Annotated in this window: 17 protein-coding genes; 4 read left to right on the top strand and 13 right to left on the bottom strand. The window is 70.0% G+C overall.

Features of this window, described 5'->3' with window-relative positions:
- Positions 1 to 53: 53 nt before the first annotated feature.
- Both gfcR and B9H04_RS03640 read right to left on the bottom strand, forming a co-directional pair.
- Positions 54 to 689: a transcriptional regulator GfcR gene (gene gfcR, locus B9H04_RS03645; RefSeq protein WP_049930004.1), complete on the bottom strand. Its 636-nt coding sequence runs from the start codon at positions 687 to 689 to the stop codon at positions 54 to 56.
- A complete protein-coding gene (locus B9H04_RS03640; protein ID WP_049930005.1) occupies positions 676 to 1,746 on the bottom strand; it encodes a glucose 1-dehydrogenase in 1,071 nt (356 codons plus the stop codon). The genes gfcR and B9H04_RS03640 overlap by 14 nt, the downstream gene beginning before the upstream one ends.
- Before the next feature lie 105 nt (positions 1,747 to 1,851).
- Here B9H04_RS03640 and B9H04_RS03635 point away from each other — a divergent pair, with 105 nt between their 5' ends.
- The 4 genes from B9H04_RS03635 to B9H04_RS03620 all read left to right on the top strand — a co-directional run bounded on the left by B9H04_RS03635 (position 1,852) and on the right by B9H04_RS03620 (position 4,558).
- A complete protein-coding gene (locus tag B9H04_RS03635) occupies positions 1,852 to 2,676 on the top strand; it encodes an NRDE family protein (protein ID WP_049930007.1) in 825 nt (274 codons plus the stop codon).
- An 89-nt stretch (positions 2,677 to 2,765) separates the two neighbouring features.
- Positions 2,766 to 3,650, top strand: a complete 885-nt coding sequence (locus tag B9H04_RS03630; RefSeq protein ID WP_049930008.1) for a metallophosphoesterase family protein — start codon at positions 2,766 to 2,768, stop codon at positions 3,648 to 3,650.
- Positions 3,651 to 3,724: 74 nt separating this feature from the next.
- Entirely contained in the window at positions 3,725 to 4,078 is a 354-nt protein-coding gene (locus tag B9H04_RS03625; RefSeq protein WP_049930010.1) for a helix-turn-helix transcriptional regulator, read from the top strand.
- Between the two features lie 120 nt (positions 4,079 to 4,198).
- The gene (locus B9H04_RS03620; RefSeq protein ID WP_049930011.1) at positions 4,199 to 4,558 is read left to right on the top strand and encodes a hypothetical protein; all 360 of its coding nucleotides are present in this window, start codon (positions 4,199 to 4,201) and stop codon (positions 4,556 to 4,558) included.
- Between the two features lie 24 nt (positions 4,559 to 4,582).
- Here the strand turns inward: B9H04_RS03620 and B9H04_RS03615 are convergent, their stop codons facing one another.
- The 11 genes from B9H04_RS03615 to B9H04_RS03555 form a co-directional block, all read right to left on the bottom strand.
- The gene (locus B9H04_RS03615; protein ID WP_049930012.1) at positions 4,583 to 6,397 is read right to left on the bottom strand and encodes a Na(+)/H(+) antiporter subunit D; all 1,815 of its coding nucleotides are present in this window, start codon (positions 6,395 to 6,397) and stop codon (positions 4,583 to 4,585) included.
- A complete protein-coding gene (locus B9H04_RS03610) occupies positions 6,397 to 8,076 on the bottom strand; it encodes a cation:proton antiporter (protein ID WP_049930013.1) in 1,680 nt (559 codons plus the stop codon). The genes B9H04_RS03615 and B9H04_RS03610 overlap by 1 nt, the downstream gene beginning before the upstream one ends.
- A complete protein-coding gene (locus B9H04_RS03605) occupies positions 8,073 to 9,551 on the bottom strand; it encodes a monovalent cation/H+ antiporter subunit D family protein (protein WP_049930015.1) in 1,479 nt (492 codons plus the stop codon). Before B9H04_RS03605 ends, B9H04_RS03610 begins: the two co-directional genes overlap by 4 nt.
- The gene (locus tag B9H04_RS03600; protein ID WP_049930017.1) at positions 9,544 to 9,903 is read right to left on the bottom strand and encodes a cation:proton antiporter subunit C; all 360 of its coding nucleotides are present in this window, start codon (positions 9,901 to 9,903) and stop codon (positions 9,544 to 9,546) included. Before B9H04_RS03600 ends, B9H04_RS03605 begins: the two co-directional genes overlap by 8 nt.
- Positions 9,900 to 10,394 carry an MnhB domain-containing protein gene (locus B9H04_RS03595; RefSeq protein ID WP_049930018.1) on the bottom strand — a complete coding sequence of 165 codons (495 nt, stop codon included), beginning with the start codon at positions 10,392 to 10,394 and terminating at the stop codon, positions 9,900 to 9,902. The genes B9H04_RS03600 and B9H04_RS03595 overlap by 4 nt, the downstream gene beginning before the upstream one ends.
- The gene (locus B9H04_RS03590) at positions 10,391 to 10,930 is read right to left on the bottom strand and encodes a DUF4040 domain-containing protein (protein WP_049930020.1); all 540 of its coding nucleotides are present in this window, start codon (positions 10,928 to 10,930) and stop codon (positions 10,391 to 10,393) included. Before B9H04_RS03590 ends, B9H04_RS03595 begins: the two co-directional genes overlap by 4 nt.
- Positions 10,927 to 11,244, bottom strand: a complete 318-nt coding sequence (mnhG, locus tag B9H04_RS03585; RefSeq protein ID WP_049930022.1) for a monovalent cation/H(+) antiporter subunit G — start codon at positions 11,242 to 11,244, stop codon at positions 10,927 to 10,929. The genes B9H04_RS03590 and mnhG overlap by 4 nt, the downstream gene beginning before the upstream one ends.
- Positions 11,241 to 11,516 carry a cation:proton antiporter gene (locus B9H04_RS03580; RefSeq protein WP_049930024.1) on the bottom strand — a complete coding sequence of 92 codons (276 nt, stop codon included), beginning with the start codon at positions 11,514 to 11,516 and terminating at the stop codon, positions 11,241 to 11,243. Before B9H04_RS03580 ends, mnhG begins: the two co-directional genes overlap by 4 nt.
- Positions 11,509 to 12,642 carry a monovalent cation/H+ antiporter subunit E gene (locus B9H04_RS03575; RefSeq protein WP_049930026.1) on the bottom strand — a complete coding sequence of 378 codons (1,134 nt, stop codon included), beginning with the start codon at positions 12,640 to 12,642 and terminating at the stop codon, positions 11,509 to 11,511. The genes B9H04_RS03580 and B9H04_RS03575 overlap by 8 nt, the downstream gene beginning before the upstream one ends.
- Positions 12,643 to 12,726: 84 nt before the next feature.
- Positions 12,727 to 13,905, bottom strand: coding sequence for a bifunctional phosphopantothenoylcysteine decarboxylase/phosphopantothenate--cysteine ligase CoaBC (coaBC, locus tag B9H04_RS03570; protein WP_049930028.1), 1,179 nt, complete (start codon positions 13,903 to 13,905; stop codon positions 12,727 to 12,729).
- 667 nt (positions 13,906 to 14,572) lie between these two features.
- Positions 14,573 to 15,730: a DUF63 family protein gene (locus tag B9H04_RS03555; protein WP_049930034.1), complete on the bottom strand. Its 1,158-nt coding sequence runs from the start codon at positions 15,728 to 15,730 to the stop codon at positions 14,573 to 14,575.
- Positions 15,731 to 15,785 lie beyond the last annotated feature (55 nt).

Below are 15,785 nucleotides of genomic sequence, written 5' to 3'. Positions count from 1 at the left end.
GGGTTCCGCACGGGCGGGCGACGTGACGGGCCGACCGCCGACCGGCTCGGCGCTTACTCCTCGCGGTCGACGCGCACCACGTCGACGAGCGAGTAGACCGGAACGCCGTCGATGTCGTCGTACCCCATCTTGTCGACGAGGACGACGCACGCGACCGGCTCGCCGCCCTGCTCGCGGATCGCGTCGATCGACTCCCGCATCGTCGTCCCGGAGGTGATGATGTCGTCGACGACGTAGCAGTCGCGGTTCCGGATCGCGGCGAAGTTCCGCGAGAAGCCGCCGCCGTGCTCGTCGATGTCGCCCTCATCCCACTGGTGTTTCGCGGGGGCGTACGTACCGAGGTCGGTGTCGAGCCGGTCGGCGACCGCGGTCGCGAGCGGCGCGCCCGCCTTCTCGATGCCGACGGTCAGGTCGACCGCCTCGCCCTGTTTGGCCAGCAGGTCCGCCATCGCGCTCGCCGCGAAGCCGAGGCGGGTCGAGTCGCGCCCGAGCGCCGACCAGTCGACGTGGATGTCGGCCGACGCCGCCGCGTCCGCGGCCGCCTCGTCCGTCTCGGCGCCGCCGCCGCGCTCGACCAGCCAGCTCGCCGTCTCGCGGGAGACGTTCAGTTCGTCCGCGATCTCTCCCTTCGAGAGCCCCCGCTCCGCGAGCTCGGCAGCGCTGTCGATGAGGTCGTCAACGTTCTTCATACGCGGCAAATTCGACCGCCGTTTTAATAGTCGTGTCGTCATCCGCGAACGCGGCCTCGAAGTCGTCGAGCCCGTGGACGCCGGTCACGAGATCATCGAGGAACCCGTCGGAGAGTCGCGAGAGCGACTCGACGGCCGACTCGAAGTGCCCGTACCCGGAGTTGACGCTGCCGACGAGCGCCTTGTTGTGGAGGACGAACTCCCGGTGGAGCCGGCCGCCGTCGATTTCGAACTCCCAGTCCCCCGGGACGCCGAGGAGCGCGCCGACGCCGTTGGGCGCGAGCGCCTCGATCGTCTCGAAGGCGTGGGGCGCGTAGCCGGTCGCCTCGAAGACGAGGTCCATCGGTTCGTACACCTCTGGCACCTCCGGGATCGCGGTGTCGTTGGAGTTCACGTACGTCGCTCCGAGCGACTCGATGATCTCGATCGTCGGGTCGGGGCGCTCGCGCCGTCCGAGACAGTAGATCCGGTCGAACGACTCGTCGAGGGTCGCCACGGTCAGCAGGCCGAGCGACCCGTTCCCCAGCACGAGCGCCGACTCGGGCTCCCAGTGGAACGCCGACCGGCTGGCGTACGCGTGCTCGATCGCCTTCTCCGCGATCGAGACCGGTTCGACGAGGAAGCCCCAGTCGGCGAGCGCCGGGGGGATCTCGACGAGAAACTCGGCCGGGCTGGTGAAGTACTCCGCCATGAACCCGTGCGCCCCGACGATGCCCCGCTCGTGGTACTCGCCGTCCGGCGCCATGTCGGGCTCGCCGCGCGCGAAGTACTCGTTGGCGCCGTTCGGCGGGCGGCGGACCGTCGGGACGACGACATCGCCGACCTCGAACGGCGTGTCGTTCGGCTCCTCGATCACGCCGACGGCCTCGTGACCCAACACGAGGTGGTCCTCGCCCGCGGGCGCCCCGCCGTGCCCGCCGGCGATGACCTCGTGGTCGGTCCCGTCGACGCCGACCCGGAGCGTCCGAACCAGCGCCTCGCCGGGCGCGGGCTCCGGTCGCGGTCTCTCTGTCACGACCGGTTCGTCGGCTCCCTCGTAGACGGCAATCGCGTCCATACCACGACCCAAGCGGTCGGCCCTCAAAAGATTTCTTTTATTTCGAGTAAACACGTGTGGGGACTCCACCGTGGAGTTTTCACCCGGTCGGCCGTACTCGCTGGCGTGTGTACACTGACTCTGGCGTGGCGGACGTTCGGCGACGCCCCCGTCGCGCTCGCCGCCACCCGCGACGAGGCGCACGACCGCCCGAGCGAACCGCCGGCACTCCGAGAGGGCGACGGCGATAGCGGGCAGGGTGACGGCGGAGACGACGGCGAGGGGTTCGACGGCGGCGGCCGGTACGTGGCCCCGCGCGACGCTGAGGCCGGCGGTACGTGGATCGGCCTCTCCGAGGACGGTCTCGTCGTCGCCGTCACGAACCGCTGGCTCGACGCCGACCGCGAGGGCGACCGCTCCCGCGGGCTGCTCGTGCGCGACTGCCTGACGGCCGCCTCCGCGGAGGACGCGGTGCGGACCGTCGAGCGCGAACTCGACGAGCGCGCGTACGACGGCTTCAACCTCGTCCTCGCCGACGACCGCGCGGCGTTCCTCTTGGCGTACGACGGCGGCCTCGCCGTGACCCGGCTCGACCCGGGCGTCCACGTGATCGGCAACGTCGGCGGCGTGGTCAACGGGACGGAGCGGTTCGCGGTCCCCGAGCGACGCCGGGCGTTCGGCGAGGAGCGGGCCGACAGCACGAGGCGGATCGCGGCCGCGCTCGCCCCGGAGCCGGGGGAGTCGGGAGCGTCGTGGCTCGACTGCGCGAGCGCCGTCCTCGCGGACCACGAGTACGGCGCCTGCCTCCACGGCGACGGGTTCGGAACGCGCTCGTTCACCCGGATCCGGACCGGCGGCGACCCCGCCGTCGCGTACGCCGACGGACCGCCCTGCGAGACGCCGGCCGAGGCGGTGCCGCTCCCGGCCGACTTCGCGACGGGCCGGGCGTAGCGGGGCGGAGCGGAGCGTACCCCGGCCGCCGTGCGACTCGGTACCGAGACGGGCGGAGCGTTTTTACCTCGGAGACGGACGTAGCGGTCATGCGGCTCCTCGTCTTCGGCGACCTCCACCTGAAGCCCGCGGCCGACGACTACGACCTCGCCGCGGTGTCGCCGCCGGCGGACGTCGACGCCGCGCTCGTCCTCGGCGACCTCACGCACCGCGCGGGCGACGACGATGCCGAGCTGGCCCGCCGGTTCATCGGGCGACTCGCGCCGGACGTCCCGGTCGTCTACGTCCCGGGGAACCACGACCCAGCGCCGATGCCGGGGGAAGTGGTCGACACCGCTCTCGGGGCCACCGCGGAGCACCTGAGCGCGCGGACGCTCGGGAACCTCACCGTGGTCGGGTGGGGCTGCGAGCGCCGGTCGCTCGCTCCGTCGCTCCCGCAGACCGACTTCGACGCGCTCGACCCGCGGACGGCCCCTCGCGAGGACCGGAGACACGCCGCCGACCGTCTCGCGGACGACCTGCTCGACGCGTGTCACCGCGTCGTCAGCGGAGCGGCGTCGACCGAGGAGGTCGCCGCGTCGCTGGGCATCGCGGACGAGGAGGCGGTCGCGTTCCACCGCGGAATGGCCGAAATCGAGACGACGTACGAGCGGCTTTCGGACCGCCTGCGGCGCCGTTCCGACGTGCTGCTCGCGACGCACGTGCCTCCGTTCGGTACCTCCTTCGATCGCCACCACGCGCTCGGTACGCGCGAGACGGACCGCGAGCACCTCCACACCGGATCGATTGCGCTCGCCCTCGCGGTCCGAGACCACGACGTGTTCGCCGCGTTCAGCGGTCACTCGCACGCGTTCGGGTACGACCCCGGTGACGGCGACGGCGGTCGACCGCACCTGCTCAACCTCGGCTTCCGCGGCGTCGGCGTCGTGACTGTCGGCCCGGCGCGGGGAGAGTTCGCGTTCACGCGCTGGTGAGGCGGCGCTCGCGCGGGCTCGGGGCGGGCCGAGCGGAAGGCCAGTTTTAACCGATTCGGGAGGCGTGAGAGAGTATGAGCGCGTCTGAAATCGAGTCCGACCTGTCGGCGGACGAGCGCGCCGGTCTCGAACTCATCCGCGAGACCGGCGGCATCCACCAGAGCGACTTCTGGAAGGAACTCGATGTCTCGTCGCGGAAGGGGAGCCGCATCGCCGATGCGTTAGAGGAGTCGGGCCTGATCCAGCGGGAGGACACCGTCTACAACGGCCACAACACCTACTACCTGGAGCCCGCCCCGCGCGACCTCGACTTCTCGCTGCTTATGGCCGACGACATGCTCTCGCCGTTCATCGGCGAGGAGGAGGTCGACGCGCAGGCGGACGCCTTCTCGCAGTGGATGATGAACCTCGCGTACGAGGAGTACTGAGGCCGGCGGCAGGCGACTCTGCGCCGCCCCGCTTCGAATACGGTCCTGCCAGTTTCATCGACGTTCGCAGCCCACCGCTGCCCCGAGGGTTTTACTCGATCGGATCCGGATCGATCCCGTATGAACAGGGCCCTCCCGCTCGCACTCGGCGTCGGCGTCGTCCCCGCGCTCGGCGTGTACGCGCTGGTCTCGTCGGTCCCGACCGCGCTCGGAACCGCCGCCGTCTACGTCGGCGCGGCGTACTTCTACTTCGCGTTCGACATCTCGCTGCTCGCCGCCGCACCGCGGTTCGACGACCGCAGCGACAGGCTCGGGTACGGCGTCGGCCTCTTCGGACTGAGCGTCACCCCGATCCTGTTCGCGCAGTCCGCCGGCGGCGGCGACGCGACGGTGTTCGGCTTCGTGATCGCGTTCTTCGGCGCGGTCGCCTTCCTCACCCTCAGCGAACAGGCGCGCCGCCGTCGCGGCGGCGGAGAATGAGACCGCGGCGGCGCTTGGCTGCGGTCAGAGGAACAGGACTCCGAACAGTGCGATCCCGACCGCCAGCGTCAGTATCAGCACGCTGCGGCCGATCCCGGACTTGATCTCGACGTCGCTGCCGACGCGTCGGACGGCCGCCTGCGGGTCGGTGACCGTCCGGACGGTCGCCGTCGTGAGCCCGACGACGGCGCGGTCGACGGCGGCGTAAAGCTCCGTGACGCCGACCACGAGCCCGCGGGTGCCGTAGAACACGGCGGGGTTGTACAGCGAGTCGACGTCCGGGACCCGCCCCAGCTTCGAGAGCGGCCTCTTGGTGAGCGCGAAGCCGATCAGGCCGAGGACGGCGAGGGCGACGCCTTCGATCAGGTGGTCGACGGTGTACGTCTTGTACACCTTCTCGACGACGGCCTCGCTCGTCACGTCGAACGGGAGGATCCCGAACAGTCCCACGTCGGCCGGGACGACCGCCGCGAGCGGCGAGGTGGGAACGAGGACGCCGTAAGCGACGCAGAGCACCGCCACCGCGCCCATCGCGACGCTCTGCCCCCGGTTGGCGTCCCGCACGTCGCCGTCGTAGCTCCCGTGGAAGAACGCGTAGTAGCCGAACTTGATGAACGACATGAACGTCCCGATCCCGCCGAGCAGGAGCAGCCATTCGAGCGTATGGAAGTCGCCGATCGGGAGCGGGCCCTTCGGGAAGGTGTAGTGGCTCCCGGAGATGATGATCCCCTTGCTGACGAAGCCGTTGAACCCGGGGAACCCCGCGATCGACAGCGCGGCGATCGTGAACGCGCCGGCGGTGACCGGCATGTCGCGGGCCAGCCCGCCCAGCTTCTTCAGGCTCTCCTCGCCGGTCCGGTAGACGACGACGCCGGCCGTCATGAAGAGCAGCCCCTTGTAGAGGATGTGGTTGAACACGTGGGCGAACGCGCCGGCCTGCGACAGGGCCGACCCGATGCCGACGCCGGCGATCATGTAGCCGACCTGCGACTGGATGTGGTACGAGAGCAGCCGCCGCATGTCGTTCTGGAACAGCGCGAACGTCGCCCCGAACACGGCCATCCCGCCGCCCATGTAGGCGATCGCGACGTGCCCGTCGGGGAACGCCCGGTACATCCCGTAGACGCCCGTCTTGGTCGTGAACACGCAGAGGAAGACGCTGGCGGCGATGTGCGGGCGCGGATACGTGTCGGGGAGCCACGCGTGGAGGCCGATGAACCCGACGTTGACGCCGATGCCGACGGCGGCGAGCGCGGCCGGGAGCCCTGCCACGATCCCCGCCGTCTCGGGGCCGCCCGGCACCGTGGCGAACAGGAAGGTCCCCTTCGCGACGTAGTTACCGAGTATCGCCGCCATCAGCAGCGTCCCGCCGAGGCCGTGGAGCAGCGCGTACCGGAAGCCGGCCCGGACCGCCTCGCCGCGGTAGTGCCAGACGAGCAGCGTGCTGGTGACGGCCATCAGCTCCCAAAAGAACAGCAGCGTGAGCCAGTCGCCGGCGAACACCGCGCCGAAGCTCGTCGCGACGTAGGAGAACGCGAACGCGGTCTGAATGCTCTCGGCCTCGCTCGCGTACGAGTAGAGGACGGCGACGACGCCGATGATCCCGAATATCAGCCCCATGAGCCGCGAGAACTCGTCGACGTTGAGCAGGATGGCGTCGAAACCGAGGAACGTGGCCTGGAGGTGCGCGCCCGCCGGGACGGTCCACGCCCAAGCCACCGCGACCCCGGACGCGGCGACGCCCAGCGCGTGCCCGACGCGGCGGGGCGTGAGGGCGATCAGCGCGGCGATGACGAGGAGGACCGGACCGGGCGGGAGGGCAGTGAGCGCGGCGGTCATCAGCCCATCACCCCCGGGAGCGAACCGACGACGGTCTCGATTATCCGGAGGAACACCGCCGTCCGCGGGACGACGCCGAGCAGGACCGAGAGGCTCGCGGCCGTCAGGATCGGCCCGAGCATGAACCACGTGCTCTCGGCGCCGCGCCAGCCACGAACGTCCCACCCGCCCGCCGGCGGGCCGCCGTGGTGGTCGTCGTGACCCTCGTGCGTCGCCGCCTCGTGGTCATCGCCGTGCGCTGCGGTCTCGTCAGCGCTCGCGTGCGTCGCGGCCTCGTGGCCGCCGTCGGCGCGGGGGCTCCCGCGGCCGCCGAGCGCCGCGGTCACGAGCGGCTTCTTGTCGTGCCCGTCCGGTGACTCGAAGTACGCCTGGTACACGATCGGCCAGAAGTACGCGATGTTGAGGACGCCGGACACCAGCAGCGCGCCGGCAAACACGAGGCCGCCGCCCTCCAGGGCGCCGATGACGATGTACCACTTGCTGACGAACCCGGCTATCAGCGGGATGCCGGCCATCCCCGCGGCTGCGACGGCGAACGCCGCCATCGTCAGCGGCATCCGGTCGCCGATGCCGGCCATGTCGCTGATGTCGTCCGTGTGGGTCTCGACGTGGATTGCGCCCGCACAGAAGAAGAGGGTGAGCTTCATGAACGCGTGCGCCGGGATGTGGAGCAGCCCGCCGACGAGCGCCTCGCCCTCCAGCAGCGCGAGCCCGAGGACGATGTACGACAGCTGGCTGATCGTCGAGTACGCCAGCCGCCGCTTGAGGTTGTCCTGCCGCAGTGCGATGACGCTCGCGGTCAGGAGCGTGATCGCGGCGACGACCGCGAGCGGCGCCGCCACGCCCAGCTCCGCCATCGTCTCCGTGCCGAACACGTCAAGCACGACGCGGGCGATGCCGAAGATGCCGCTCTTGACGACCGCGACCGCGTGGAGCAGCCCCGAGACCGGCGTCGGCGCGACCATCGCGTCGGGGAGCCACGAGTGGACCGGCATCAGCGCCGCCTTGACGCCGAACCCGCCGGCGAGGAGGCCGAACGCCACGCGCGCCAGCGTCGGGTCCGCGCCGGCGAGCGCCTCGATCCCGCCCGGCGTGAACGCCGTGGTGCCCGTCAGCACGTAGACGAGCGCGGTCCCGCCGAGCACGGCCACGCCGCCGCCGAAGGTGTACGTGAGGTACTTCCGACCGGCCGCGCGGGCCTCGTCGGTCTCGTCGTGCGTGACCAGCGGGTACGTCGACACCGTCAGCAGCTCATAGAAGACGAACAGCGTGACGAGGTTCGCCCCGAACGCGACCCCGACGGCCGAGGCGAGGCTCGCGGCGAACGAGGCGAAGTAGCGGGTCTGCGCGTGTTCGCTCAGTCCGCGCATGTACCCGATGGAGTAGAAGCTCGTGACGATCCACAGGAGGCTCGCGAGCAGCGCGAACAGGATCCCGAGGGGGTCCGCGCGGAGCACGAGCGAGATACCGTCGCCCAGCTCGCCGATCCGCGTGACGTAGGTGGTCCCCGAGAGGACGCCGGGGACCATGCTGGCGACGAGGGCGAACTTCGTCGCGGCGACGGTGAGGGTGACGCCCTCACGGACGTTCGGCCGCGATCGGAGCGAGAGGATGACGGGGATGGCCACGGCCGACACGAGCACGGCGAACAACGGTCGAAGGGAGGTGACGTCGGTCATTGGAGCATCAGCTCGAACACGGTCATGTCGATCAACTGGTCTATCACCGGGACGGCGGCCGCGAGTCCCACGGCGAGGACGGCGGCGACGACGACGGTCACGATCATGGCCGTCGAGACGCGCTCACCCCCGTCGGCGGCGACCGCCTCCGGCGCGATGGTCGCCTTGGCAAAGTAGAGTCGCTCGGCGAGCCGCGCGAAGTACGCCAGCGTCAGCAGCGTGCTCGCCAAGAGGACGGCGACCACCGGCCAGGACCCGGCGTTCACCGCGCCGAGGACGATGTACCACTTCCCCATGAACCCGACGGCCGGCGGAACGCCGACCATCGCGAGCGCCAGCAGCGTGAAGGCGCCGGTGGCGGCCGGCGCGCGACCGGCGATCCCGGCGTACCCGCCGACCGTCGTCGCGCCGGTCTTCCGCTCGATGATCCCGGTCGCGGCGAAGAGGCCGCCCTTCATCACCGCGTGCCCGACGAGGTGGACGGTCGCGCCGACGACCGCCAGCGGCGTCGCGATCGCGAATCCGGCGATCACGAGGCCGAACTGCGACACCGACGAGTACGCCAGCATGCGCTGAACGTCGGACTGCGCGACGGCGAGGGCGCTCCCGGCGACGATGCTGACGCAGGCGACGGCGACCAGCGCCTGGCGCGCGATCGGAACCGCCTCGAGGAAGTCGACCGTGAACACGGAGAACAACACGCGCGCCAGGGCGTACGCGGAGACCGTGGAGACGAGCGCCGAGATGAACGCGCTCACGCTGTCCGGCGAGTCCGCGTACGCGTCGGGTTGCCAGGTGTGGATCGGGAACAGCGCGACCTTCACTAAGAGTCCGGCGACGATCAGGCCGAACGCGGTTAAGACGAGCGTCGAGTCGTATCCCGCGGCGGCGAGTTTGTCGCTGAGGTCCGCCATGTTCAGCGTGCCAGTGGCGGCGAGCGCGTAGCCGACGCCGAGCAGGTACAGCGACGCGCCGATGGTTCCGATGATGAGGTATTTCAGGGCCGCGACGGCGGACCGGGCTCCGGGGCCGCTCGCGACCAGCCCGTACGCCGCGAGCCCGGTGATCTCGAGGAAGACGTACAGGTTGAACACGTCGCCGGTCACGGTCATCCCGGACAGGCCGGCGACGAGGAGCAGGAACTGCGAGTAGAACGAGTTCTCGTGGGGGCCCGCGTGACGTGCGTACGCGAGTACGCCGAGCGAGACCGCGCTGATGAGGGCGACGAGTAGGATCGTCAGTCCGTCGGCGACGAGTTCGATCCCGTAGGGGGCGACGAACCCGCCGACCGCGTACCGAACGACCCCGTCGGTCCAGACGGTCCACGCGAGCGCGCCGGCGAGCGCGGCGTGCCCGAGGGCCGTCGCCGTCGCGACCGCCCAGCCGACGCGGTCGTAGCGGAGACTGGCCAGCGGCGGGACCGCGGCGCCGAGGATCGGCAGGACGACCAACAGGACGATCAGGTGGTCAATCATGGTAGAGTTCCTCCAGGGTGTGCTCGTCGAGCGTGCCGTACTCGGAGTAGACGCGCACGACCAGTGCGAGCGCCACCGCGGTCAGGCTCACGCCGACGACGATGGCGGTCAGGATGAGCACGTGCGGCAGCGGGCTCACGTACGGGCCGGCGCCCTCGGTGACGACCGGGGGATTGCCGCCTGCGCGGTACGCGAGCGTGATGAAGAACAGGAAGATCCCGGTCTGGAACACGTTCATCCCGATCACCTTCTTCACGAGGTTCCTGGATTCGATCACGGTGTACAGCCCGATCCCGAGCAGCAGGACGACCGCGTAGTAGTTGTAGTGCGTCGTGAGTAAGTCGAGTGTCATGAGGAGTCCCCCTCGGCGACGCCGTCGAAGCCGGCCGCGAGCAGGAAGAATAGCCCGATCGCGACAGCGGCGACGATGGCGCCGATGCCGAGTTCGACGAGTTCGATTGCGTACTTGATCGCGTGGCCGAACAGCGCCTCGAACTCCGCGTACTGGAGGAACTGTCCGCCGAGCGCCATCGCGCCGAGACCGATCCCGACGAACGCGAACACGCCCCCGGAGGCCAGCGCGGAGACGACGCGGACGTCGAGCCACTGACGGGTCGAGTCGATGCCGTACGCGAAGGCGAGCATCATCACCACGGACCCGGCGATGACGCCGCCCTGGAACCCGCCGCCGGGCGAGTCGGCCCCGTGGAACATGATGAACAGCGCGAACGTGAGGATGAACGGGGCGACCAACCGGACGGTGGTCATGATGATCGTCGACTCGACGTACAGCCCGGGCCCCTCGTCGTCGCCCGCCGCCGGGTCCGCGTCGCCGGTGCTCATGCCACCACCTCGCGGCGCAGTACTGACAGCGTGACGACGACGGCGCTGAAGACGACCACGCCCTCGCCGAGCGTGTCGAAGCCGCGGTACGCGGCGAGGACGGCCGTCACGGCGTTTTTGACCTCGGTCTGGTCGTACGCGTTCTCGAGGTAGTACTGGGTCACCTCGCCGCCGACAACCGCCGAGTTCGGGTCGCCGATGGCCGGGAGCGCGGGGACCGTCGCGCCGACGAGCAGGACGAACCCGGCGACGAGCGCCGCCGTCTGCCACCCGATCGACTCGAACAGGCGGTCGACATCCGGCGAGGCGGTGTTCGACAGCGCCAGCAGGAACAGCACGGTCATGATGCCGGCGCCGACGGCCGCCTCCGTGAGCCCGACGTCGGGCGCCTGAAGCACGAGCCAGAGCACCGAGACGCCGAGGCTGTACGCCGCGAACGCCATCACCGCCGCCAGCGTGTCCTTCAGCAGGGCCGCGCCGACTGCGCAGCCGAGGACGAACACCAGCAGCACGGCTTCGATCAGCGAGAGCGTCATGGCTCGTCACCCTCGTCGGCGGTCCACGGTTCGATTCCCTGGTCCTGCGCCGCGCGGGCGACGGCGTGTGCTGCCGTCGGGTTCGTGATGAACATGAACAACAGGAGGAAGACGGACTTCGCCGTCGAGAGCCCCGACTGGAGCGCGAGCGCGGCGGCGGCGATCGCGAGGATCGCCCCCAACGTGTCGCTCTTCGAGGCGGCATGCGAACGGGTGTAGACGTCCGGCAGTCGGACGAGGCCGACTGCGGCGACGCCGCCGAAGAAGGCCCCGGCGAGCGCGAGGGCGACGATGCCCCACTCGGTCGGCGTCACAGCACACCCCCGCGCTCGACGTTGAACTTCGAGAACGCTATCGACAGCAGGAAGTTCAGCAGGGCGTACACGAGCGCCACGTCGAGGAACGTCGACTGCTGGAACGCCGCGGCCACGAGCGTGATGGCGATGACGGTGTTCGTCCCGGCGACGTTCACCGCGATGACACGGTCGTGGGTCGTCGGCCCGTCGTACACCCGGTACAGCGCGACGACGGCGAAGAGGACGAAGGCCGCCGCGATGGCCAGCAGCGCGGTCTCGAACTCAACCATCTCGTCCCTCCCCGGCGTCGCCGCGTTCGCGCGGCGTCGGGATCCGGGCCGCCGCGCGGCCGTAGAAGACGAACCGAACCGCGCGCTCTAACCCGCCGTCGAAGAGGTCCGCGCGCGAGTCGGCGGTCAGCGAGTGGATGTCGAACGAGCGCTCGGAGACGTTGACGGTCAAGGTTCCGGGCGTGAGGGTGATGCTGTTCGCGAGCGTCGTCACCGCGCCGTCGCCCCAGACCGCGGCGCGGAGCTGAACGACCTCCGGGTCGATCGGCATGTCGGGGTGGAGGACGACGTACGCGACCTGAAGGTTCGCGACCGCGATCTCCTTGACCAGGTACGGAGCGTACACCAGCAGTCGGGCCAGCCGGCGGAGCGTCACCCCGAGCGGCGCGGAGCGGTTCGCCACGACCGGCGCGAGGACGAGGGAGACGATCGACGCCGTCACGAAGCCGGTGAAGAAGTCGAGCGGCTTCCAGGCGCTCAGCGACATGTAAAACAGGTACGAGACGACGAAGACGGAGAGGTACTTCGACAGCGACGCCGCGCGGGCGAGCACCGCCCCCTCGGTCGGTCGGTCGACCGGCGCCGTCTCGACCGGCACGTCGCCGCGGGCCAGCTCCACCGACATCGGCTGGAGCATCGACGCGGTGCCGCCGGGCTTGTACTCCGGGTCGACGACGATCCGGTCGATACCCGCCGCGGCCGCGTACTCGAGGAGCGCGTCGGCGTAGTCGCCCGGGCTGAACAGGTACCGGTCGGTTCCGACGGTGTCGGTGACGACGGTGAGCCACCCGGGGGCATCGGCCGCATCGGCGGGCGCTTCGCCGTCGGCGTCCGCCTCGGACTCGCCCGCCGCGTCCGCCTCTCGGTCCTCCCGAGCGACGACCGTCCCCTCGGCCGTCTCCTCCTCGACCCAGAGGGCGACGCGTTCCAACTGTTCGCGGGCTGTGCCGAGCTCCGTCGGGGCGTCGGGGCTGACGGCCTGCGTCCGAGCCGCGAGGACCAAGTGAATCTCGACCGGCGCCGGGGCCGTCTCGGTCGCCAAGTCGACGACGTACGAGACAGTGTCTCGGAGGCTGTCCGAGTCGCCGACGGGAACGAGTATTCGGCGGGCGTCTGTGTCTGACATGTGTGAACTGTCTCTCACGTCTTCGTGCGAAAAACGCGAGACTATCCAGTGTGGCAAAACAATGGCAAGGTCAAAACTATTTCGTTATCCCACGGTTTCGCTCTCGGATCGCCCGAGGACGCCGGCGAGTTCGTCGGCGACGCGGGCGCCGAGCCCGTCCTTATCACCGACGAACTCGCGGGTGTCCCCTCGGCCGACGAGCAGCGCCCGCGTCGCCTCCTCGCCCATCACGCTCGCGTCGTTGGCGACCACGAACGAGAGCCCCACGCGGTCGCGGATGCGCTCCGCTTCCGCCACCATCGCCGCGTCGTCGCCCGACGTCTCGGCCTTGAAGCCGACGATCGGGAGGTCGGGATACGCCTCGCGCACCGAGTCGATGAGCTTCGGCGTCGGCCTGAGATCGACCGACAGCGGCGATCCGGACCGGATCTTCTCGTCGACGGCGTCGGCGGTGAAATCCGAGATGGCGGCCGCGGACACCAGCGCGTCCGCGGTCGCGGCGGTCCGCCGACAGGCGTCCATCATCTCGTCGGCGGTCTCGACGGCGACCACGTCGGCGTAGGGGACCTCGGGGCCGTCCTGAACGAGCGTCACGCGCGCACCGCGGACGTAGCACGCCCGCGCCAGGGCGCGGCCCGTCTTCCCCGACGCGCGGTTCGTCAGGATGCGGATCGGGTCGATCCGCTCCTTCGTCGCGCCCGCGGTGACGACGATATGCGCGTCCGAGAGGGTCTGGGGCGTCGTCGCGCGGGCGACCTCCGTGACGATGTCTTCCTCGGCGGCGATCTTCGCTTTCCCCTCCTCGATACGCGGGTCCGCGAAGCGGATCCCCCACGACTCCAAGCGGTCGAGGGCGTCGAGGACGCCCGGGTGGTCGTACATCGGCTCGTGCATCGCCGGGGCCATCACGACCGGTACGTCCGCGCCGAGCGCGGTCGTCGCACAGGTCGTCACGGGCGTGTCGTCGACGGCCGCGGCGATCTTCCCCGCGGTGTTGGCGGTCGCGGGCGCGAGCAGGAGCACGTCGGCCCACCCCTCCCGGCCGCATAACTCGACGTGTTCGACGCTGCCGGTGATCTCCGTGACGACCGGCTCGTCGGTCGCGAAGTCGACCGCCCACGGGTGGACGATGTTCGTCGCCGCCGGGGACATGACGGCGCGGACGCTCGCGCCGTGGCGGCGCAGTTCGTGCGCGAGTTCGACGACCTTCACCGCCGCGATGCTCCCCGAGACGCCGAGCGCGACGTTGACCCCGTCCAGCATTACCGAGACCGTTCCCCCCGCGACGGCTTATAAGATGCCGTTGCGGAGCGACCCGAGTGACCGATCGCGACGTGGTGTCCCGAGATTCATTCATAAACATGCGGTGCGGTGGCGCGTGCCTGCGAGCGGCCGCCCCCGGCGGCCGCGAGACAGGACGCGCGAGGGAGTCCGTGGTCCGGAGCGAAGCGGAGGACCACCGACAGGGCGAGAGCCCCGCTCTCGCTTACAACCGGACGTCGTCCGGTGACGAGGCTGGGGAGGCGTGAGGCGCGGTTGCTGTGCGGGCGGGGCTTTGGAGGAGTCCGCCACTGATCCGCGGTTAGCCATCTATAAATGAGCGAGTGAGCCTTCGGGAACGATCGCCTCGTGAGTGGACCCGAATTACTCTACATCGGTGTTGTAATACCCGAACAGGAAAACGACAAACCCGAATATCAGCCAGAATAGCAGGCTCGGATTCAAGAAAACGTCCGGTGAAAATTCCTCGGAGGATATAATCGTATACCAAATGGGGACGCTAATAATCAGACCGAGACTTCCGAGAAGCATAATTCTGACGTGCCCGTTCATTGTGTCAAATTCGGTTTCCGACTGCCAGTAATCCGATCTCGGGATAAACGAGCGGATCTGCGAGCGTCCTGAACTACGGGGATTAACCGCCCGCCATTTAAACCCCGAACGTCGCGCGCAGCATGTCCCGCGTCCCGGGGCCCAGTCCGACGGCCAGCACGGTAATCAACAACAGCAGCGTGTAGCGCGGCGACTCCGCCTTCATCTCGCCGTTGAACACCCAGACGACGAACGTCGCGGCCGCCAGCTTCACGAGGAGGAACGGCCACGCGTCGCCGGTGACGGCGAGGATCGAGTCGGGGAGCAGCCGCCCGGTCCAGTCGACGATGAGCGCGTTGACGACGTGTTTCGGGACGAGGTTCGCGGTGCCGGTCAGTGCGGGCATCCAGTTGAGCCCGATTACGTTCGCGACGCCGTCGACCGCGTGCCCCCAGATGATCACGACCCCCGCCGCGCCGGTCCCCTGTCGGATCGTCGGAATCCGGCGCGTCGCGAGCGCCCACGTGCCCGCGGTCGCGGCGGTCGCGACGGCGAGCGTCGGGACGAGCACCTGCGGGTAGAACGTGACGTAGCCGGTCGTGGCCGCGAGGTACGCGAGGTAGCCGACCGCGAGCGCGAGCCCCGCGGCGCCCGACCCGAACAGCGGGCGCGCGTAGTCGTCGACGGCGCCGCGCCGTTCGAGCCCGTACGCCGCGAGGACGCACGCCAGCGTGAACAGGAACACGGTGAAGTAGATGAACGGGCTGATCAACACCGCGCTCGCCGGGAACGGGATCAGCGGCTCGGCGCCGGCGGCGGTCGCCGCGACCCCCGCGTCCTCGACCGTCCGCATCGCCCCGCCGAACAGCATGAACGGGAACAGCGCGTAGAAGAACCGGAGCTCCGTCGCGATGTCGAGCCGGCGGAGGAGGAAGACGACGCCGACCAGCATCGCCAACAGGATCACGACGTAGCTCACCGTCGAGAGGGTGGTGTACCCCGGAGCGGCGACGACCTCGCCGGCGCTCCGCGCCGACTGGCACGCCGCGCTGCTGCCGAGCAGCTCCGTGGTGCCGCCCGCCTCGCGGACGGCGCACTGCGCGCCCTCGCCGTCCGCGACCACCGGTCCCCAGAAGTAGCGCCAGAGGAACCGGTCGTAGACGACGCGCGGGAAGACGACCGACCCGATCGCCAAAAGCGCCGTGACCCCCCCGACGACTGCCGCCCACGCGCGCTCCGGGGACAGGTCGAGCCCGTCCGCGACAGCTGTGCTCATGGTCACCGTTCGGAGAGGTCCCGAGTTGAGCGTTCCGGTCCCGGACGGCCGGAGG

It is taken from the genome of Halorubrum ezzemoulense DSM 17463 (assembly GCF_002114285.1).
In the GTDB taxonomy this organism is placed as follows: domain Archaea; phylum Halobacteriota; class Halobacteria; order Halobacteriales; family Haloferacaceae; genus Halorubrum; species Halorubrum ezzemoulense.
The sequence above is the reverse complement of the archived record's forward strand: the minus strand, read 5'-3'. Positions and strand labels throughout refer to the sequence as shown.